The organism is Acinetobacter sp. NS-4 (assembly GCF_037402435.1).
In the GTDB taxonomy this organism is placed as follows: domain Bacteria; phylum Pseudomonadota; class Gammaproteobacteria; order Pseudomonadales; family Moraxellaceae; genus Acinetobacter.
The window spans coordinates 43,408-63,612 of the sequence record NZ_JBBEUE010000012.1 but is presented as its reverse complement, the minus strand read 5'-3'; the positions used below and the strand labels follow the sequence as shown (position 1 = coordinate 63,612).

General features: G+C 44.4%; 19 protein-coding genes and 1 riboswitch. Of the genes, 12 read left to right on the top strand and 7 right to left on the bottom strand.

The features are described from left to right. Positions 1 to 14: 14 nt before the first annotated feature. Positions 15 to 1,367: a TolC family outer membrane protein gene (locus WAE57_RS10720; protein WP_337710616.1), complete on the bottom strand. Its 1,353-nt coding sequence runs from the start codon at positions 1,365 to 1,367 to the stop codon at positions 15 to 17. 457 nt (positions 1,368 to 1,824) lie between these two features. Between WAE57_RS10720 and WAE57_RS10715 the strand changes: the two genes are divergently transcribed. From WAE57_RS10715 to WAE57_RS10685, 7 genes are all read left to right on the top strand, one after another. Continuing rightward, positions 1,825 to 2,712 carry a hypothetical protein gene (locus WAE57_RS10715; RefSeq protein ID WP_337710615.1) on the top strand — a complete coding sequence of 296 codons (888 nt, stop codon included), beginning with the start codon at positions 1,825 to 1,827 and terminating at the stop codon, positions 2,710 to 2,712. Between the two features lie 89 nt (positions 2,713 to 2,801). Next, positions 2,802 to 2,934, top strand: a riboswitch (TPP riboswitch). Positions 2,935 to 3,044: 110 nt separating this feature from the next. Next, entirely contained in the window at positions 3,045 to 4,940 is a 1,896-nt protein-coding gene (thiC, locus tag WAE57_RS10710) for a phosphomethylpyrimidine synthase ThiC (protein ID WP_337710614.1), read from the top strand. A gap of 77 nt (positions 4,941 to 5,017) precedes the next feature. Next, the gene (locus WAE57_RS10705) at positions 5,018 to 5,638 is read left to right on the top strand and encodes an NUDIX domain-containing protein (RefSeq protein WP_237787471.1); all 621 of its coding nucleotides are present in this window, start codon (positions 5,018 to 5,020) and stop codon (positions 5,636 to 5,638) included. Between the two features lie 10 nt (positions 5,639 to 5,648). Continuing rightward, the gene (gene cpdA / locus WAE57_RS10700) at positions 5,649 to 6,458 is read left to right on the top strand and encodes a 3',5'-cyclic-AMP phosphodiesterase (protein ID WP_237787470.1); all 810 of its coding nucleotides are present in this window, start codon (positions 5,649 to 5,651) and stop codon (positions 6,456 to 6,458) included. Between the two features lie 209 nt (positions 6,459 to 6,667). Continuing rightward, entirely contained in the window at positions 6,668 to 7,195 is a 528-nt protein-coding gene (dksA, locus tag WAE57_RS10695; protein ID WP_086174133.1) for an RNA polymerase-binding protein DksA, read from the top strand. Between the two features lie 22 nt (positions 7,196 to 7,217). Next, positions 7,218 to 8,117 (top strand): tRNA glutamyl-Q(34) synthetase GluQRS, encoded by a 900-nt coding sequence (gene gluQRS / locus WAE57_RS10690; protein WP_337710648.1) that lies wholly within the window; start codon positions 7,218 to 7,220, stop codon positions 8,115 to 8,117. Positions 8,118 to 8,171: 54 nt separating this feature from the next. Then, positions 8,172 to 8,396 (top strand): zinc-ribbon domain-containing protein, encoded by a 225-nt coding sequence (locus WAE57_RS10685; RefSeq protein WP_337710613.1) that lies wholly within the window; start codon positions 8,172 to 8,174, stop codon positions 8,394 to 8,396. A 22-nt stretch (positions 8,397 to 8,418) separates the two neighbouring features. Here WAE57_RS10685 and ftsW read toward each other — a convergent pair whose 3' ends face one another. From ftsW to WAE57_RS10660, 5 genes are all read right to left on the bottom strand, one after another. Then, positions 8,419 to 9,615: a putative lipid II flippase FtsW gene (gene ftsW / locus WAE57_RS10680; protein WP_086174136.1), complete on the bottom strand. Its 1,197-nt coding sequence runs from the start codon at positions 9,613 to 9,615 to the stop codon at positions 8,419 to 8,421. A gap of 21 nt (positions 9,616 to 9,636) precedes the next feature. After that, a complete protein-coding gene (murD, locus tag WAE57_RS10675) occupies positions 9,637 to 10,983 on the bottom strand; it encodes a UDP-N-acetylmuramoyl-L-alanine--D-glutamate ligase (protein WP_337710612.1) in 1,347 nt (448 codons plus the stop codon). A 161-nt stretch (positions 10,984 to 11,144) separates the two neighbouring features. Next, on the bottom strand, positions 11,145 to 11,396 hold the full coding sequence (locus WAE57_RS10670; RefSeq protein WP_337710611.1) for a DUF6587 family protein: 252 nt from the start codon (positions 11,394 to 11,396) through the stop codon (positions 11,145 to 11,147). A 36-nt stretch (positions 11,397 to 11,432) separates the two neighbouring features. After that, complete coding sequence (gene feoB, locus WAE57_RS10665; RefSeq protein WP_337710610.1) at positions 11,433 to 13,292, bottom strand: ferrous iron transport protein B; 1,860 nt, start codon at positions 13,290 to 13,292, stop codon at positions 11,433 to 11,435. Next, positions 13,289 to 13,549, bottom strand: coding sequence for a FeoA family protein (locus WAE57_RS10660; protein ID WP_086174140.1), 261 nt, complete (start codon positions 13,547 to 13,549; stop codon positions 13,289 to 13,291). Before WAE57_RS10660 ends, feoB begins: the two co-directional genes overlap by 4 nt. A gap of 172 nt (positions 13,550 to 13,721) precedes the next feature. Here WAE57_RS10660 and xerD point away from each other — a divergent pair, with 172 nt between their 5' ends. The 4 genes from xerD (at position 13,722) to thrC (ending at position 18,176) form a co-directional block, all read left to right on the top strand. After that, the gene (gene xerD, locus WAE57_RS10655; RefSeq protein ID WP_337710609.1) at positions 13,722 to 14,639 is read left to right on the top strand and encodes a site-specific tyrosine recombinase XerD; all 918 of its coding nucleotides are present in this window, start codon (positions 13,722 to 13,724) and stop codon (positions 14,637 to 14,639) included. Positions 14,640 to 14,735: 96 nt separating this feature from the next. After that, positions 14,736 to 15,551 carry a DsbC family protein gene (locus WAE57_RS10650; RefSeq protein WP_337710608.1) on the top strand — a complete coding sequence of 272 codons (816 nt, stop codon included), beginning with the start codon at positions 14,736 to 14,738 and terminating at the stop codon, positions 15,549 to 15,551. Between the two features lie 124 nt (positions 15,552 to 15,675). After that, positions 15,676 to 16,980 carry a homoserine dehydrogenase gene (locus WAE57_RS10645; RefSeq protein ID WP_301432936.1) on the top strand — a complete coding sequence of 435 codons (1,305 nt, stop codon included), beginning with the start codon at positions 15,676 to 15,678 and terminating at the stop codon, positions 16,978 to 16,980. Between the two features lie 56 nt (positions 16,981 to 17,036). After that, positions 17,037 to 18,176 (top strand): threonine synthase, encoded by a 1,140-nt coding sequence (gene thrC / locus WAE57_RS10640; protein WP_237787462.1) that lies wholly within the window; start codon positions 17,037 to 17,039, stop codon positions 18,174 to 18,176. A gap of 107 nt (positions 18,177 to 18,283) precedes the next feature. Here the strand turns inward: thrC and WAE57_RS10635 are convergent, their stop codons facing one another. Next, positions 18,284 to 19,330 (bottom strand): serine hydrolase, encoded by a 1,047-nt coding sequence (locus tag WAE57_RS10635; protein ID WP_337710607.1) that lies wholly within the window; start codon positions 19,328 to 19,330, stop codon positions 18,284 to 18,286. A 221-nt stretch (positions 19,331 to 19,551) separates the two neighbouring features. Between WAE57_RS10635 and WAE57_RS10630 the strand changes: the two genes are divergently transcribed. Continuing rightward, positions 19,552 to 20,187 carry a response regulator gene (locus tag WAE57_RS10630; protein WP_086174145.1) on the top strand — a complete coding sequence of 212 codons (636 nt, stop codon included), beginning with the start codon at positions 19,552 to 19,554 and terminating at the stop codon, positions 20,185 to 20,187. The last annotated feature ends 18 nt before the right edge of the window (positions 20,188 to 20,205 follow it).

Sequence of the window (20,205 nt, the reverse complement as noted above, 5' to 3'; positions counted from 1 at the left end):
CAAAAACCGCAAGATTAGCTGGCTGGCTTGAACGACTTGTCAATCAACCAGGCATTCATTTCTTCCAGGTCTTTTTCGGTCAATTTACCGACCGATGCTTTTAAACGCAGGACATTAATTAAATAATCATATTTTGCATTTAAATAATCCTGTTTGGCAGAAAAAGCATTACGTTGGGCTAACAGCACATCGACCATGGTTTTTAAGCCTTCCCGATACTGTGCTTGAGAGGCCCGAGAAACCACTTCTGAAGAATCCATTGCGGCTTTTCGTGCCTGTAATTTGGCTTGATCAGTTTCTACCTGCATATAAGATTTTTTCACATCGGTATTGGCCTTGCGAATTGCAGCCTCCAGCTGAGATTCACTTTTTTTCACATTTACCGCTGCTTTTTGAATGGACTTTTGCGTTCTTCCACCAGTATAGACCTTCCAGTTCATCTCTACGCCAATCTGGTCAAACTGGCCATCACTGGAAACCACATTTTGCGGTGATTGTTTGGCATAACCATAGGTACCGACCGCCTCAATTTGAGGATATAAGGCCGCTTTTTCTACCCGTTTCTGGTCTTCTGCATAATGCTGTTGTATACGCGCCTGCTGAACGGATAGATTCTGGCTCAGTGCCAAAGCTGTCCAGGCATCCAAATCCGTAGGATAGGGTTTCTGAAATTGAAAGTCATCTCTGAGTACGGCCAGATTCTCTTGATAGGGTCCAATTAACTGGGCCAGCTGTTCCTGTGCCAAAACCAATTGCACATGCGTGGCTATCCGGTTAGCCCGGGCACTTTCATATTGTGCATTGGCTTCACTGACATCGCTTTTTGCCACCAGACCTTCTTTCAGTTTGGCATTCATGACATTGAGCTGTTCAAACAGGGTTTTTTCTTCTTGCAGATTGGCCACAGTTAAACTCTGCTGACGCAATACATTAAAATAACTTTCAGAGACATTTAAAATATGTTCTTGGCGCTGTAACTGTAAAGTGATTTCACTCAAACTGACCGAAGTCTTGACCTGCTTTAAACCTTCCCAGGCATCCCAACGGAAGATCGGCTGGCGTGCTGTGATGGCAATTTGTCGAGTTGTGGAAGATGAAGCTGCAAATGCATCTGAGGGAAAACCCGGAATACTGCTGTCACTGGTCTGCTGACTTTTACGTGCCACATTTCCAGAAATAGTGACTGTTGGCAGCAAATTCCCTTTGGCAATGCCTAAATTGAGTTGATCTGCTTCATATTGTAAAAGATTGGCTTGCCAATTTGGATCGCTGTTTTTTGCCCGTTGATAGGCTTCCACCAAATCCAGAGCATGACCCCATGTGCTAAACAACAATCCACATGCACCAATGACTACTTTAATATTCATTTTTTTATAGTAAATCCCTACTAGACTAGCGACCATCCATAGACACGCATATTTATAATAAAAGCTATGTAATATTAAAACGATCTTCTCAACTTTCCGTATGATTTTTATTAATTTTTACAATCTGCACATGCGATTTCGATCCATCTCCATCATACTCGTCAATGATCACAGCGCGTAACCAAAACCCTGCACAATACTACACAGACAAAAACTTTTTCAGTTATAAAATATCCAGACACCCTACAAATCATTGCCGCATGTACCCCGATATAGAATGACTGTGCCTTTAAAAACAAATTTTTCTGTTAAGCAATGCTTTCCCTTTTTTATTTTTATCCTTCTGTCCGGGTGCCAAAAACCCGAGCCTCAACCTATCCCAGAACAGGTACAAAAACAATCACAACAAGATGAAACGGTAGATTTATCGTTATTATGCAAAAATCTTGAAAAAAACATGCTGGCTATTAATGCAGAACGCACCACTTTTGCCCTAGAACAAATTAATCAGGATCTCAAGTTATGCTTGCCGCTGTCTACCTTAGCAGAACAACAACATTTATTAAAACTGTCCAATCAAATGTACAATAACTTCCTTAGCGTGGATAGAACAGCTGCTCAGCAAGCTGCTTTCGAAGAGTATGCTTTTGATTTGTCCCAGCATCCAACCATTCAACAAAACCTTTTTGAACAACTGACGTTACGTGACCAGTATTTATTAAAACATAAAGGACAAGCTTATATTGAACTGTTTGATCGCGGTAAGGGCCGGGTCAATTATCGCCGCAGTCCCGAATATTTAGCCCGAATTTTTGCCCCTTATATGCCACCAGCTGAACAGGTCTTTATTGAAAACCTAGCCACACAGAATATGCTGCCGGTATTGTCAGAGCATATCTTAATTGTCGAACCGCATGAGATTGCGTCTCGGGCCTTATTTTGGGAAGACTATTTACATCAATATCCTAAAAGCAGCTATCGTAAAGATGCCGAATATCTGTTGCAGATGTATACCCTGTTTTTATTTAAAGGCATGAAAGACTCTCCGGTTTCGGACAGTTATATTGACAAGTATGCGGTACAAAGCAGTTCGCTGGATGAAATTGAAAAACTGGCCGAGGTCAAAAACTCGCATTTAGCGGTTCAAGCGAACAAATTTCTGCAATTTCTACAGTTACCCGAACAGCAGCGTTTACAAGAAATTCCTGTTCAGCTTAGCCTCAAAGAACAACAGTCGATGCCTGAAAAACAGCTCACACTCAGACAGTTAGATGAATATTTGGGTTTACAAAATCTGAGCCTTTCCAACCCGCGTGACTGTTTTAGTGATGCCGTTTGTCTTTAAGCTGCCTGTCTGTCTCCGATCTGGACGCCAGCCGAAAAGCGATGTTTTATGTGAATGTTTTTTAGTACATGGACATGGTAGTATTGATTCATAGCTTGACGGAGCGCGAGTAACAACTCGCTGAGATCACCTAAATTCTATATGCAGATATGGCATTTGAGGGTGAGTACCGTTGAACCTGATCAGGTTAAGACCTGCGTAGGAATCAAGCCATCAAAAAACCTAAGCCCTCAATTTATCCATGTTAATTCTTTCAATGAATTTACCTGGATAAAGCAGCCACGTTTTTGGTCGTGCTTGATTCGTTGATGTCATTCACAAGGATCACCGCAATGCACCAATTAACGAATCTCTCTGCAACTGATATTTCTGCTCAACATGAGCAAGATGCTAAAGATCTCACCCGAATTTTACCCGCTTCCCAAAAAGTCTATGTCCAAGGTTCACGTAGCGACATTCAGGTGCCTATGCGTGAAATTTCCCTGACCGAAACCCCAACCGGTCTGGGTGGCGAACACAATCCTGCCATTATGGTCTATGACACTTCAGGGGTATATACCGACCCGAACGTTGCCATTGACCTGAATAAAGGTTTGCCCAATGTTCGTGAAACATGGATTGAGGAACGTCAGGATACTGAACGTTTAGAGACCCTGAGCTCTGCTTTTGGACAGGAACGCCTGAAAGATATTCGCACCGCGGACATCCGTTTTGCCCATATTCAAAAGCCGCGTCGTGCCAAAGCAGGTAAAAATGTCACTCAGATGCACTATGCACGTCAGGGTATCATTACCCCGGAAATGGAATATATCGCCATTCGTGAAAACCAGCGCCAGCAGGAAGGTGTGGATGCACGCCAGCATGCAGGTCAAAACTTCGGGGCCAAAAATCTGACTGAAATTACCCCTGAATTTGTGCGTCAGGAAGTAGCGGAAGGCCGTGCCATTATTCCGGCCAATATTAACCATCCTGAAATTGAGCCGATGATTATCGGACGTAATTTCCTGGTCAAGATCAATGCCAATATCGGCAACTCCGCACTCGGTTCCAGCATCGATGAAGAAGTGGCGAAAATGACCTGGGCGACTCGCTGGGGTGCAGACACCATCATGGATTTATCGACCGGCAAGAATATTCATGAAACCCGCGAATGGATTATCCGTAACTCCCCTGTTCCAATTGGTACCGTTCCAATCTATCAGGCGCTGGAAAAAGTCGATGGTGTTGCCGAGGACCTGACCTGGGAAATCTTTAAAGACACCCTGATTGAACAGGCCGAACAAGGCGTGGATTATTTCACCATTCATGCCGGCGTGCTTTTACGATACGTGCCGCTGACCGCAAATCGACTTACCGGAATTGTGTCACGTGGCGGTTCCATTATGGCGCAGTGGTGTCTGGCACATCATCAAGAGAATTTCCTCTATACTCATTTCGATGAGATCTGCGAAATCATGAAAGCCTATGACGTGTCCTTCAGTTTGGGCGATGGTTTGCGTCCGGGCTCTATTCAGGATGCCAATGATGAAGCCCAATTTAGTGAACTGCGTACTTTGGGCGAGCTGACCCATCGTGCCTGGGAGCATGATGTACAGGTGATGATTGAAGGTCCGGGCCATGTGCCGATGCACATGATCAAGGAAAATATGGATCTGCAACTAGAAGTCTGTAAGGAAGCACCTTTTTATACTCTGGGGCCTTTAACCACCGACATTGCTCCGGGCTATGACCATATTACTTCAGCGATTGGTGCTGCCATGATTGGCTGGTACGGTACCGCCATGTTGTGCTATGTCACACCAAAAGAGCATTTAGGCTTGCCGAATAAGAAAGATGTCAAAGACGGCATTATCACCTATAAAATTGCCGCGCATGCAGCCGATTTGGCCAAGGGACATCCAGGTTCACAAGTACGTGATAATGCCTTATCCAAAGCGCGTTTCGAATTCCGTTGGGAAGATCAGTTCAATTTGAGTCTGGATCCGGATACTGCACGCAGCATGCATGATGAAACCATGCCGAAGGAAGCACATAAGTCCGCGCATTTCTGTTCTATGTGTGGTCCTAAATTCTGTTCCATGAAAATCACCCAAAATGTGAGGGATTATGCGAAAAATCAAAGCAATGTGGAGCAAAGTCAAGAACAGGATACAGAGATTGAAGCAGGTTTGAGTGCCATGAAAACCAGCTATCATGAACATGGTCAAAAATTGTACCATAAGCTGTAATTCTGAAAAAAAAATCTTTTATTTTCATGAAATTCTCAGTTAGGATGAATGTATGCTTTTCATCCTGACTGAGCTATATGAATATTATTAGACAAGCCACATATAACAGCGACCAAGTCAAAATTCAGTCCCGTGAATATCTTTTTCGTGGCTTCATTCAGGTTGAAAAAGTAAATCTCAGCCATCGTTTATTTAACCAGCGCGAATTCACCCCAGTCATGCAACGTGAACTGATTCACCGGCCTGAAGCTGCGGGTGTGCTGATTTATAATGATGCGCAGCAAAAATTTGCACTTATTGAACAATTCCGTGTCGGTGCGATGGACGATGCAGATTCTCCGTGGCAACTGGAAGTGATTGCCGGAGTACTTGATGGCAATGAGTCAGCGGAAAGCTGTATACGCCGTGAAAGTCTAGAGGAATCCGGCTGTGAGATTGATCAGTTACAGCATTTATTCAGCTTTTATCCATCGGCAGGCGCCTGTTCCGAACTGTTCCATTTATACAGTGCTGAAGCACATCTTCCTGAACAAGGCGGAGTCTTTGGCATGCCGGATGAAGGGGAAAATATTCAACTGCACATTATTGACTATAGGGAAATAGCTACTTTAATGAGCAATGGTCGCTTAAAGAATGCGCCGGTCATTATGGCATTGCAATGGTTGCAACAACATATTAAAACAACAAGGAATGTCTAAGGAGTCAGACATGACTTTATCCAACAATAATCAAGACCAGCAAGACTGGACCATTATTCAGATTTCAGACACACACCTCATGAATCAGGAAGATTTAGAATTTGTGCATATGAATCCTGAGCACAGTTTTCATGCAATCATCAAGCAAATTCAGCAGCACTATCCGAATACCGATGCCATTATTCATACCGGTGACTTGGCTCAAGTCCCGGTCGCAGAGACCTATAGCCGTTACTTATCTTTTATGCAGGCGCTGGGAATCCCGTTTTATCAGATTCCGGGTAATCATGACGACCTGGATCTTTTCCCTTTCTACCAAAATAAGGACGAGGCGCAAGCCATTCATTTTGGTAAATGGAGCTTTGTGCTATTAAACAGTGCAGTACAAGACCGGACCGATGGCTGGATTGAACAAGAGCAACTGCAACAACTGGATAGGCTTTTAGCAAAACTGCAACAGCAATTCGTGATCGTAGCATGTCATCATCATCCCTTTGAAATGCAATCAAAATGGATTGATCAGCACATACTGAAAAACACTGAAAACTTAACTGATATTTTAGCCAAGCACAGCAATGTCAAAGCGGTTATTTTTGGTCATGTGCATCAGGATTCGTGGCATGAATGGCAGCACATCCAGTTTTTTTCTACCCCATCCACCTGTGTTCAGTTCAAACCCTTAAGTGAAGATTTTGCCCTGGATAATGAAGCTCCAGGTTTTCGTGTCCTGCATCTGAAAGCCAATGGTGAACTTGAAACCCAAATTTACCGGGTTCTAACAGCACGACAACAAATTAATAGTGAAATTTCAGGTTATTAACTTTTCATTTTGTTTTTTTTCTATTACTTTATGCCTTCTAAAGGAAGCATGGTCGATAGAATCCAAGCATCAAAGACTATCTAAAAGCACAAAAAGTCTATATGATGACGACCCTCGAAGGAAAATCTCCTTAGGGTTGGATAAAAACACTTGCATATCACCATATTTTTTGCGTATAGATAATACGTATATGATGAGGAATGCCCTATATGGCGAATGACAACCAAAATCAAGTCTTGGACGAACAAACTGATGTGGTAGATGAGAAATCTACCAAACGCGTGCGTAAAACGAAGCCAAAAGCGTCAGAAAGTGGTTCTACTGCTAGCTTATTTGGTATTGCACCTTATCAGCCTAAAAAAAATGAAGAATACATGTCTGAAGGACAACTTGAGCATTTCCGCCAGATTTTACTGGCATGGAAAGCTGAACTGATGTCTGAAGTAGACCGCACCTTAAACACCATGCAAGACGAAAATACAGCTTTGCCTGATGTCAATGACCGTGCGACACAAGAAGAAGAGTTTGCTATTGAACTCCGTACTCGTGACCGTGAACGTAAGCTGATTCGCAAGATTGAGCAATCCATCGAAGCGATTAAAAACGATGATTACGGTTTCTGTGAAACTTGTGGTATTGAAATTGGTCTGCGTCGTCTTGAAGCACGTCCAACTGCAACCCTTTGTATTGACTGCAAAACGCTAGCAGAAATCAAAGAGAAGCAAAATAACGGTTAATACTGTGTTAAGTAATCCCTCCCTGACCCTCCCTTTAAAAAAGGGAGGGAAAGCTGGAGAGAATTACGTGGGTCGGTTTGCGCCATCGCCAACCGGCCCTTTGCATTTTGGCTCACTCATTACCGCTGTGGCCAGTTATTGCGATGCACGTGCCCATCAGGGTCAATGGTTGGTCCGGATTGAAGATACCGACATGCCGCGTATTTATCCCGGTAGCGAAGCACATATCCTGCACTCAATCGATGCTTTTCAGTTCACACCTGATGCCGAGATCATTTTCCAAAAAGACCGCCTCGATATTTATGAATCTGTGATTGAGCAGCTGCATCAGCAAGGCTGGGTCTATGCCTGCCAGTGCACCCGTAAAATGCTCGGCTCCAATCATATCTATGCCGGAACCTGCCGGGATTTAAATCTGCCTTTTGAGCATCAAGCCATCCGTCTGAAAGTATCCAATCAGCAAATTTGCTTTACCGATCGCCTGCAAGGCACGCATTGTTGCAACCTGCAACAAGACCTCGGTGACTTTGTGCTGAAGCGTCGTGATGGCATTATCAATTACCAGTTAGCAGTCGTCGTAGATGATTATCTGCAAGGCATGACCCATGTGGTTCGTGGTGCCGACCTGCTGGATAATACCGAACGGCAAATCTGGCTCGGTTCGCTACTGGGCTATCGCAAACTTGAATATATGCATCTACCTTTGGCGATGAACGATCAGGGTCAAAAACTCTCTAAACAAAATCTGGCGCAAGCGCTTGATCTCAGCCGTGCTCCTGAATTACTACAGCAGGCCATTCGCGCTTTGCATCAGCCAGAAGTTGATTTAGACACGCCAGAAAATATGCTAAAACAGGCTATTTCCCAATGGAATATTGACTTAATTCCAAATACAACCGAGCTACAAGGCAGCTATTTATAAAATCCAGATTAGGATTAAGCTAAGAAGATCTACATCAGAAATGGCAGGCTGAAGATGTTTTTTATATTTGGCATTGGTCCTAAAACCAAGGTAGTGGAGAAAAGTCAGTTTCTTTGTCCAGTCTGCAGAACACGCAGCGCTTATGAATTGAAACAGCAATGCAATTATTTTTCTTTATTTTTTATTCCACTGCTTCCCCTTTCAAAATCAAAAGGAGAATTTGTGAAATGTCTGCATTGTGAAACTGAAATGCCAAGCACAGTACTGAACCATGCTTAGCCAGATTGATTGCCAGCTTGGGCTAGAAGCTAGATTCTTCTTTGCTTGGATTGGCCTTTTGTGTGGTGGCATCAATCTTCAAAATCAGGCTGATCATCACTGCACACATAATTAAAGATGAACCCCCATAACTAATAAACGGCAAGGTCAAACCTTTGGTCGGTAACATGCCCATATTCATCCCGGCATTCACCAGGATTTGCAGCAAGAAAATAATACTAATGCCATAGGCCAGATAACCTGCACGCAAGTATTGGTGCTGCAAGGCACGGTGTCCGATTTTGATACAGCACACCACCATCATAAAGGACAAGATCAATACCGTACTGATCCCGAAGAAGCCAAATTCTTCACCTAAAATAGCCAACATAAAGTCAGTATGCGCTTCAGGCAGATAAGACATTTTCTGAATACTATGCCCCAGTCCTACCCCCATCCATTCACCCCGACCAAAGGCCATCAGTGCATTAGACAACTGATAACCGGTTCCCAAAGGGTCTGCCCAGGGATTGGTAAAGGACAGCGCGCGCTGCAGGCGGTAAGGCTCAAAGATAATCGCAGCGGCCAAAGCAAATACAATCGCGATCAGGAAGAAAATAAACTGAATCGGTGGTGCGCCAGCCAGAAAGAAAATGCCTAAAATCATCAGGACAATAACCGCAGTCGCTCCCAAATCGGGTTCCAGCAGGATTAAGCCTACAGTGATGATCATCACGCCGACTAAGCGGTACAGGCCGGAAGCGCTGTTTCTCACCTCTTTGGCACGCCGCACCACATAATCGGCGGTGAAGATGGCCATCATCACCTTGGCGACTTCGGAAGCCTGTAAGGTAAATCCGGCAATACGAATCCATCGGGTGGAACCATTGACCTCGGAACCGGCGACCAATACCACTGCCAGCAGCAGAATGGTCATAATCCACAGTGGAAAGGTATTATTAAACCAGACATTCAATGACACCTTATACGCCAAGAACGCGGCAACAGCGGCCACAAAAATGGAAATGCCGTGTCGGATCACATAGTGAAATGCATTTTCATGTAATCGGTCTGCATAGGGCATCGATGCCGATGCCACCATGATTGAACCAATACACAGCAAGGTGATTACACAAAAAATCAGTACATTACGCGGCGTAACTTCAGCGGGGATTTTCGGTCCCCACTCATTGTAGACCTGATTAATTTTATTTATGGTCGTCTGAGCTAACCCAGCCATACAACTTTCCTTATCGTTCTTTTAAGCCAGTGCATTCACACAATCGACAAATTGATGTCCACGTTCACTATAACCTTTGAACATATCAAAACTTGCGCATGCAGGTGACAATAACACCACATCGTGGGCTTGAGTATGTTGCTGGCATAATTCTACCGCTTCTTTTAAAGATTCGGCATGAATTAAGGTGGTTGTACCTTCAATTGCGGTTTCAATGACGGGTCGATCTTCACCAATCAGCACGGCAACTTTGGCATATTTAGTTAGAGCTTCACGAAGTGCGCTAAAGTCCTGCCCTTTACCTTGACCACCTAGAATAATAGCAACTTTTCCACCCTGTGGCTCAATCGCTGCACCCAGACCATCAATAGCCGCCAAGGTTGCGCCAATGTTGGTGCCTTTAGAGTCATTGTAATAACGAACCCCGTGCACTTCTTTGACAAATTCACAGCGGTGCTCTAAACCTTTAAAGGTTTTCAGCGTTTCAAGCATGCTCTCTAAAGGCAGGCCAATCGCCTCACCCAAAGCCAGACATGCCAAGGCATTGGCAACGTTATGCGTACCTTGAATGTACATGTCTGAACTTTTCAATAAACGTTCACGACCACGGGCCAGCCAGATGCTGCCATTATCTTCTTTTAAAATACCGTATTGATTTAAATCAGGTGCATTCAAACCAAAGCTCTGCATTGGTGTGTTATCTGGAACCAGCGGGCGGGTCAAAGAATCATCACGGTTATAGACCACTTTTTTCACACCCTGGAAAATGCGGTGTTTTGCCGTATGATAACCAAACATGTCACCATGACGGTCAAGATGATCTTCACTCATATTCAGCACGACTGCCACTTCAGCATTTAAATTGGATGTCGTTTCTAACTGAAAGCTGGATAATTCCAGAATATAAAGTTCAGGATCATCTTTGGTTAAATCCAGTGCCGGACGACCCAAATTACCACCCACAGCCACTTTTTTGCCGGCATCTTTTGCCATCAGGCCAATGAGTGTGGTTACGGTACTTTTGGCATTTGAGCCGGTAATGGCCACAATCGGTTTATCGGTTGCACGGCGTAAAATCTGAATTTCGCTCACTACCGGAATACCTTTGGCAATTGCAGCCTGAATTTCTGGAATTTTCGGATCAAGCCCAGGGCTAATCACGATTTCTTCAGCTTGTAATAATAGATCTTGATCGAGCTGACCAAAACTGGTTTGCACTGCTGCCGGAATCTGGTCATGCCCGGGTGGTGTCTTTCGAGAATCTGTTACTGCAACGCGGTAGCCATTTTCATGTAAGAAGTTTACTGCTGCAACACCTGAAATTCCGAGTCCTGCAACGACTTTTAATCCACCACGCTGTATTAACATTTTTGCCCCATTTTTTGGTACGTTTTCAAAACTGACAAAATGTTAGCACTTTGCTGTTTTGAATGCTTTTTCTGTTTTGACTTTATCTCGGCTTTTTTGTGTCAGTGCGTAAAAAAACCGTCATAAATGACGGTTTTCAATTTTTTTCCCGGCAGTAGATTTTATTTCCACTTTACTGCCTGGACTTCAGGTTTTTTCTTGGCAGGACTGTCTGAGGCCGAACAGCCACAACTGCCACCGCAGCCAAAGACCATTTCAGGTTTTAACCATTTTGCCAGAACGGTCCAGCCCTGCTTTTGGCAGCCGTTCGAAAGTGAGCTGAAGACTGAATATGATGCTTTCGGAAAAACTTTCTTAAACACCACCACAGCACTCCAAATGACCAAAGCAGCCACAATGAGAATTTCAATCATTTCAGTCTCCTTTCACTTGTTTGGCGTTGGACAAAATTATCCAAAGTAATGTGAAGCAATTTGATAAGTCAGGAATGACATGAGATACGCCAGTCCAAACAGGTAAATGGTCATCAACGTTACGGTTTTGAATGAACCTGTTTCACGCTTTACCGTTGCCAGCGTGGCCAGGCAATGCGGCGCATAAATGAACCACACCAGCAAAGATAAACCGGTTGCCAATGACCAGGCCAAATCACCGCTACTGATTAAGGTCGATAAGCCTTGCGCGACCGCATCATCATCAGCTGCAGACAAGGCATATACGGTACCGAGTGCTGCCACCACCACTTCACGAGCCGCCATGGCTGGAATCAGGGCAATACAGATTTGCCAGTTAAAACCCAATGGCGCAAAAATCGGCTGCATCACATGACCCAGCATACCGGCAAATGAATAGTCAATTGCTGGCCCAACTGCGCCTTCTGGCGCCTGCGGGAAAGTACACAGGAACCACAGTAAAATGGACAAGGCAAAGATGATGCCACCCACCCGTTTCAGGAAGATTTTGGCGCGGTCAAGCAAGCCAATCCAGACACTTTTCACATCCGGAAAACGGTAACTTGGCAATTCCATCAACAAGGCATGTTGGGATTTGTCTTTCTGGAAAAATTTCAGCACAGTCGCCACAATCAGGGCACTGACAATACCTGCCATATACAGCGCGAACAGCACCAGACCTTGCAGGTTGAACATGCCCCACACCATTTTTGCTGGAATAAAGGCAGAAATCAGCAAGGCATAGACTGGTAAACGCGCAGAACAGGTCATCAATGGTGCAACTAAAATAGTGGTCAAACGGTCACGCGGATCGCTGATACTACGGGTTGCCATAATGCCCGGCACAGCACAGGCAAAACTGGATAGTAATGGAATAAAGGCCCGGCCACTTAAACCAGCCTTAAACATCAATTTATCCAGCAAGAACGCTGCACGTGGCAAATAGCCGGATTCTTCCAATACCAAAATGAAGAAGAACAGGATCAGAATCTGTGGCAAGAACACCACTACACCGCCCGCACCGGCAATAATGCCGTCCACCACCAGACTATTCAGCAATGGATGTGCAATATGCTCACCCACGGTTTCTCCCAGCCATCCAAAGGCCGCTTCAATCCCATCCATAAATGGCGCAGCCCCGGCAAATACCGCCTGGAAGATAATAAACATCATCACTGCCAGGCTGATTAAGCCAAACACCGGATGCAAGAAAATTTTATCCAGAAAATCAGAACGCTTATCTTCATGGTCAACGAAAACCACCACATCTTTTAGAATCTGGGCAATTTTTTCATGATTTGAACCGGAAATTTTGACATCGCTCAGTTCAGTGTTGGGCGTTCTAAACGTTTCCGCATCCAGCGCGCCCATCAGGTTTTCAATGCCTGCATTACGCACCGCCACAGTTTCCACCACAGGAATACCTAAACGCTGAGATAATTTTTGCGTGTTGATCTGCATGCCACGGCGGCGTGCTTCATCCATCATATTCAGCACAAGCAAAATAGGACGCCCCAGCTCGATCATTTCCAGAACCAGACCGAGATGCAGTTTTAAGTTGGTGGCATCCACCACGCACAGGAAAGCATCCTGATCACCTTCTTCAGCAATTTTGCCCTGCACCACATCACGGGTAATGGCTTCATCCGGGCTGGTCGCATTCAGACTATAAGTCCCGGGCAAATCCAGCACACGAACCGCACGCGCTGAAGGCAAGCTGAACTGCCCAACCTTTCGTTCAACCGTGACCCCCGCATAATTACCCACTTTTTGCCGTGTTCCGGTCAAATGGTTGAATAATGATGTTTTACCACAGTTAGGGTTACCTACAAGGGCAATACGTAGCGCATCACTCATGCAGTGATCCCCTCTTCAATTTCAATTTTTTCAGCTTCAACTTTACGCAGTGCGAAACGGGTAAACCCCACCTGAATCAGAATGGGATCGCCACCAAAAATACCTTTGGTAATGACCTGAACTTTTGTCCCCGGTACAAAACCTAAAGTTTCTAAACGACTCGCCACCAGATCAGTCTGAGCTGTATCACCATCCAAAGTACGATTCACTTTGCTAATGATGGCCGTTTGTTTCACTTTCAAATCAGATAATCGCACCGCATCTAATCCTAAAATATTTCGTACAGTATACAAACAAATGAGAATAATTACCAAGTAAGGTTTGATTCCAATTCTCATCTTGTGTGCGGCGTTCGACATTGCAAAAAAATTGGTCTACATTGATCAAGACCAAGAAAAACTTGGGGTTTTCATTTAACGTAGAAGTGACATGCTCAATAAAAAGCCTCGTATTCCCGCAGCTGTAAACATTCCTGAAAATTTAAGTTTTTTGCAGGGCTTTCGAGATTATTTAATTGCCCAAACCGTCAGTCCGCATACCCGTAATGCCTATCTATCTGATTTAATTCAATGTAGTGAATGCAGTGCTGTTACCATGCCAGACTGGAGCAGTGATGACATTTCCGATGTTTTATTAAACCTGACCCAACAGGGAAAAAGTCCGCGCTCGATTGCCCGCTCACTTTCTGCCCTGCGTTCCTTTTATAAATTTCTGCGTGAGCAAAAATTACGTAGCGACAATCCGGTGGCAACCCATAAAACTCCTAAAATTGGGCGGGCCCTACCGAAAGATTTATCCGAAGCCGATGTTGAAGCCTTAATTAATGCACCAGATATCAATACCGCTCTGGGCTTACGTGACCGGGCGATGTTTGAAGTCCTCTACGCCTGCGGACTGCGGGTATCTGAATTGCTCAATTTAAGGCTGGAACTGATTAACCTAAAACAGGGCTATTTGCGTATTGTCGGCAAAGGCAATAAGGAACGTCTGGTGCCTTTGGGGCAGGTCGCTTGCGAATGGATTGAAAAATATCTGCAGCAAGCACGTGCCAGCCTGTATAAATCTGCCACTGACTATGTGTTTTTAACCCAGCATGGTGGCATCATGAGTCGGCAAAATTTCTGGTATGCCATTAAGCGCTATGCCTTGCAAGCCGGCATTCAGGCCGAACTTTCGCCGCATACCCTGCGGCATGCCTTCGCCACCCATCTGCTCAATCATGGCGCCGATTTGCGTGTGGTACAGATGCTGCTCGGACATAGTGATTTATCCACCACGCAAATTTATACCCACGTGGCTCAGGTTCGCATGCAACAGTTACATGCCACTTATCACCCGCGCGCTTAACGGCAGTAAATATCAGACTAAGAAGTTTTATTTCAGGCATTTTTTTTTGTTATGCTTATTCACCTGTTTTTTTATACCTACAAGAAAGGGTTGTTTATGTTATTTACCCGTTCAAAAATTTTTCTCGCATCTACACTTGTTGTTGGCTTGGGATTAACGGCCTGCTCCAATTCGAATAATGATGAAAAAAAGCAAAATACTTTAACCGCTAGCGCACCTGCAACCGGGGAAGCATCCAACCTTTCAGAACGCAATGCACAGCAACGTCTGGTGAACACGCTGCAGCAGCATTTCAAGAAAGCCAATATCAATGCCAAAATTTTAAATATTAAAGCGACTGAAGTCCCTAATCTGTATTGGGTCACTCTCGAAGGCATGTCATCTGTATATGCCACTGCCGATGGCAAATACATTATTCAAGGCGATGTACTGCGTTTAGGCGACAGTAAAATTCACAATGTCAGTGAAAACTTGCAGTCTGAGACCAACAAGAAGCTGCTTGCCAACTTAAAAACTGAAGATCTGCTGGTTTATAAAGCCAAAGGCAAGACCAAACATGTGGTCTATGTCTTTACCGATGCCAGCTGTCCATATTGTCATAAATTACATGAACATATGACTGAAATTAATGCCCAGGGCATTGAAGTACGCTATATCGCATGGCCACGTGGCGAACAGTTCATGCCAGCCATGGAAAGCGTATGGTGTAGTGCCGACCGTCAAGCTGCATTCGATCAGGCCATTGCCGGTGCACCGCTTGCTCCAGCGACCTGTAAAAATCCAGTGAAAGATCAATATCAATTGGGCTTGAATATGGGCGTCAATGGTACTCCAGCAATTTATAATACCGAGGGTGTTTACCTGGGTGGATATCTATCGCCTGAAGAATTGGTGCAACGTTTAAATAACTAATTTTTATCAATTCATTTACTAAATTTAATAGGTAAAGATAAAGTGATATCTACCCTAGAGTCTGGCGGTTTTTTTAGCTATGATCTAGCTTCGCTTAAAGTTGAATACATATTTGGAGTGTGACGTGAAACCAGTTCGTCTGGCAATCCTCGGTCTTGGTACTGTGGGTGGTGGTGCCCTTAAACTACTAAAAGAAAATGCTGCTGAGATTAAACGTCGCACCGGTCGAGAAATTCGAATCACTCATGTAGGTACCCGTCGTCCACGTCCTGATCTGGATTTACCTGCTTCGGCGAAGCAAAGTGCTGATCTGCTCGATATCGTTCGTCAACCGGATGTCGATGTTGTGGTTGAAGTCATGGGCGGTATTCACCCTGCTTATGAAGTCATCATGGAAGCGATGAAACACGGCAAGCACATTGTGACGGCCAACAAGGCCTTACTGGCTGAACATGGCAATGAACTGTTTAAAGCGGCCGAAGACAATGCCGTGCAAATTGCCTATGAAGCAGCCGTTGCCGGTGGTATTCCGATTATTAAAGTGATTCGTGAAGGTTTGGCTGCCAATAAAATTGACTGGCTGGCAGGTATTATTAATGGTACAGGCAACTTCATTTTAAGTGAAATGCGTGAAAAAGGTCGTGCCTTTGCAGACGTGCTCAAAGAAGCACAAGAACTGGGTTATGCTGAAGCAGATCCAACTTTTGACGTTGAAGGCATTGATGCTGCACATAAACTGACAATTCTGGCTTCATGTGCATTTGGTATTCCGTTACAGTTCGACAAGGTATTTACCGAAGGCATCAGCAAAGTGACTGCTCAAGACGTAAAATATGCCGAAGACTTGGGCTTCCGTATCAAACACTTGGGTATTGCACGCCGTACCGATGCCGGAATTGAATTACGCGTCCACCCAACCTTGATTCCAGATGACCAGCTGATTGCTAACGTCAACGGTGTAAAAAATGCCGTTCTAGTCCAAGCTAATGCAGTCGGTCCAACACTGTATTACGGTGCTGGCGCTGGTGCTGGTCCAACGGCTTCTGCGGTAGTCGCGGACGTGGTGGATATTGTCCGTGACATTATTTACACAGAAGATGGTGCTGGAACTATTCCGCAGCTTGCGTTTGAAGCCCTGACCGATTTGCCAATTCTACCACGTGAAGAAATGACCACCGGATATTACATCCGTATTAATGCCGAAGATCAAACTGGCGTTCTGGCCGATGTCACCACCATTTTAAGCCGTGCCGGTATTAGCATCGACGCGATCATGCAACAGCCGCGCTTAAAAGACCTTATTCCTATCGTGATTCTGACTGATCCAGTGAAAGAATCAAAAATGGATGAAGCCCTTCAGCAAATTCAAGCATTGCCCGTCATTCATGGCGAAATTGTACGAATTCGTTTAGAATCGCTTGATAATTAATCGGGTTGAGGGGAGTATTCCCCTTGCCAAGCTCTACATACAATTGGAACATCATCATGTCTAATGCCAATCGTTATACTGGTTTAGTTGACCGCTATCGCGACCGTTTACCAGTGTCTGCAACAACTCGCGCAATCTCTTTAGGCGAAGGTAACACGCCACTGATCAAGCTTGAGAACATTCCTCGCATTATTGGCAAAAATGTTGAAATTTATGTGAAGTACGAGGGCTTAAACCCGACTGGTTCATTTAAAGACCGTGGCATGACCATGGCGGTAACTAAAGCGGTTGAAGAAGGTTCTAAAGCCATTATCTGTGCATCTACAGGTAACACTTCTGCTGCAGCGGCTGCTTATGCTGCCCGTGCCGGTATCAAAGCGTTCGTACTCATCCCGGAAGGCAAAATTGCCATGGGTAAAATGGCACAAGCCATGATGTACGGTGCGGTAACCATGCAAATTCGCGGCAACTTCGATGACGGCATGCGTCTGGTAAAAGAAGTGGCTGACCAAGCGCCTGTGACCATCGTAAACTCAATCAACCCGTACCGTTTGCAAGGTCAAAAAACCATTGCTTACGAAATCGTGGATGAATTAGGTCGTGCACCTGATTATCACTGCTTACCAGTGGGTAACGCAGGTAACATCACTGCTCACTGGATGGGTTATACTGAAGCTGTTGCCAACCAGCCTAAAGACCAGTTTGAACAAGTGGTTTATGATGCTGCAACAGATCAGTTCACTGGTCCAAAACCTGAAGGTCTGCCAACAATGGTCGGTTACCAGGCTTCTGGCGCTGCTCCATTCTTACGTGGTGCACCAGTGGAAAACCCTGAAACTATCGCAACTGCAATCCGTATCGGTAACCCACAAAGCTGGAACCACGCCAAAGCGGTTGTTCGTGATTCTCAAGGTTGGTTCGACGAACTAACTGATGCCGAAATCCTTGAAGCACAACGCATGCTGTCTATGTACGAAGGTGTATTCGTAGAACCTGCTTCTGCAGCATCTATCGGTGGTGCAATTCGTGACATTAAAGCAGGTAAAATTGCTGAAGGTTCTGTAATTGTATGTACAGTGACTGGTAACGGCTTAAAAGACCCTGACACAGCAATCAAACAATGTTCTGATGCAGTGATGTTGTCTATCGATGCGACAATGAATCAAGTCAAAGACTCTATTCTTTCTAATATGTAATTTATTTCATCTTTAGATTGAAACAAAAAAGCCCTGCAATTGCAGGGCTTTTTAATTCAGAAGTATTTAAAAGTTGAGTAAATTTGAATACTTCCCAAAATTTAACATTAAATACGTTTGGGTAACTGGGTTGCCCAGCTCATTAAACGTGTTGCATCGTTGGTACGTGCGGCAGAGGAATCTGCTCCAAGAAGTACCACAATTGCAGGACGGTTATTTAAAGTGGTATGCATCACCACACAACGCCCTGCTTCATTAATATAACCTGTTTTTGAAATATTGATATTCCAGCCACCGTTACGTACCAAAGCATTGGTATTGTTCGATTTTAATACACGATAGCCCAAGTTAAAATCATAGCTTGCTGTGGTTGAGAACTGACGGATCAAACTATATTGAGACGCCGTATTTACCAAAATACCCAAGTCTCGTGCTGAAGACACATTACGCGGGTCTAAACCTGAAGACTCCATATAATGGGTTGAATTCATGCCTAAAGATTTTGCCTTGGCATTCATTGCAGCCACAAATGCTGCTCGACCACCCGGATAAGTACGTGCCAATGCTGCTGCTGCAGGGTTTTCAGACTTCATTAAAGCAAACAGTAAAGCTTCAGCGCGATTCATGCTATCACCCGCGCGTAAAGTCGAACTTGAACTTTTACAGCCCGAACATGAAAAGTCAGATTGCTGTAAAGTTATTTTTTCTGACATATTTAAACGGGAATCCGCAATTACGACAGCTGTCATCAGCTTGGTAATCGATGCAATTGGAAAAGCCGTATTGCTATTTTTACTATAAAGCACTTCGCCAGTTTGACCGTCCATCACCAATGCAGCGCGGGCATTAACCGAAGGCTGGTTGCTATAATTGGAATTATTTAAAATTTGTACTGTTTTAGGTGCAGAATGTGTCACCACACCATTCGAACTACGTACGGAAGTGGCTATTTTTGTTGAACCTTGTGGAGAGACTTCTTCAGCTGAAGCATCACCGTTTAATAATTGATTGACATCCTCAGAGGACCAGTTCAACGCAGCCTGTCCCGTCCCTTTAGACGCATCCATCACCAGTTCTGCAAAACTGGCTGAACTCATGCTAAGCAGAATTGAAATGCCCAGCATATGCATTAAAGATTTTTTCGAATTTTTCACGGTGATTTACTCAACTCAAGGAGGCAATATACATTTGTATATTCCCTCAAAAATGCTTACATTTAGACACAAAGATGAACACTTTTTGTTGCTCACAACATTGTGTATAACATTTAATTGAAAGATATAGAATAGGATTGCTAATTTTGTCATTTCATTGCAAGCTTATTTTGCTTTATGTAACAAAAAAAATGCATTTTTTTGATATGAGGGAGAACTAGGTGATCACAGTTTTAGTGGTAGATGACCATGAATTAGTACGTACCGGAATTTGCCGTATGCTCGAAGACCATGCGGATGTTCAAGTGATTGGTCAGGCTGAATCTGGTGAAGAAGCGATTAACTTAGTCCGCCATCATCATCCTAATGTCGTTTTGCTGGATGTAAACATGCCCGGAATTGGCGGGGTAGAAACCACCCGACGTCTATTGCAAACTGCGCCTGAAACCAAAGTACTGGCGGTAAGCGGCTTGGCTGAAGAGCCCTATCCTTCCTTATTGCTTAAAGCAGGCGCTAAAGGCTATATCACCAAAGGTGCACCTGTGACCGAAATGGTCCGTGCCATCAACAAGGTCATGCAAGGTGGAAAGTATTTCAGTGCCGACATTGCAGAACAACTGGCCAGTTCATATCTTTCTGACACCCAACAGTCTCCTTTCGATGCCTTATCGGAACGTGAAATGCAGGTGGCGATGATGGTGGTGAATTGTATTAGTGCCCAGGAAATTGCCGATAAACTTTTTGTCAGTGTCAAAACGGTGAACACTTACCGTTACCGCATTTTTGAAAAGCTGAATCTGGATAGTGATGTCAAACTAACTCACTTGGCCATTCGCTATGGTCTGATTAAACCTTAATACCCTTTGGCTTGTAGA

What these genes read in the sequence shown, in the direction of transcription:
- WAE57_RS10720 (WP_337710616.1), bottom strand. Translation starts at nt 1,367, where the DNA reads ATGAATATTAAAGTAGTCATTGGTGCATGTGGATTGTTGTTTAGCACA.
- WAE57_RS10715 (WP_337710615.1), top strand. Translation starts at nt 1,825, where the DNA reads ATGCTGGCTATTAATGCAGAACGCACCACTTTTGCCCTAGAACAAATT.
- thiC (WP_337710614.1), top strand. Translation starts at nt 3,045, where the DNA reads ATGCACCAATTAACGAATCTCTCTGCAACTGATATTTCTGCTCAACAT.
- WAE57_RS10705 (WP_237787471.1), top strand. Translation starts at nt 5,018, where the DNA reads ATGAATATTATTAGACAAGCCACATATAACAGCGACCAAGTCAAAATT.
- cpdA (WP_237787470.1), top strand. Translation starts at nt 5,649, where the DNA reads ATGACTTTATCCAACAATAATCAAGACCAGCAAGACTGGACCATTATT.
- dksA (WP_086174133.1), top strand. Translation starts at nt 6,668, where the DNA reads ATGGCGAATGACAACCAAAATCAAGTCTTGGACGAACAAACTGATGTG.
- WAE57_RS10685 (WP_337710613.1), top strand. Translation starts at nt 8,172, where the DNA reads ATGTTTTTTATATTTGGCATTGGTCCTAAAACCAAGGTAGTGGAGAAA.
- ftsW (WP_086174136.1), bottom strand. Translation starts at nt 9,615, where the DNA reads ATGGCTGGGTTAGCTCAGACGACCATAAATAAAATTAATCAGGTCTAC.
- murD (WP_337710612.1), bottom strand. Translation starts at nt 10,983, where the DNA reads ATGTTAATACAGCGTGGTGGATTAAAAGTCGTTGCAGGACTCGGAATT.
- WAE57_RS10670 (WP_337710611.1), bottom strand. Translation starts at nt 11,396, where the DNA reads ATGATTGAAATTCTCATTGTGGCTGCTTTGGTCATTTGGAGTGCTGTG.
- feoB (WP_337710610.1), bottom strand. Translation starts at nt 13,292, where the DNA reads ATGAGTGATGCGCTACGTATTGCCCTTGTAGGTAACCCTAACTGTGGT.
- xerD (WP_337710609.1), top strand. Translation starts at nt 13,722, where the DNA reads ATGCTCAATAAAAAGCCTCGTATTCCCGCAGCTGTAAACATTCCTGAA.
- WAE57_RS10650 (WP_337710608.1), top strand. Translation starts at nt 14,736, where the DNA reads ATGTTATTTACCCGTTCAAAAATTTTTCTCGCATCTACACTTGTTGTT.
- thrC (WP_237787462.1), top strand. Translation starts at nt 17,037, where the DNA reads ATGTCTAATGCCAATCGTTATACTGGTTTAGTTGACCGCTATCGCGAC.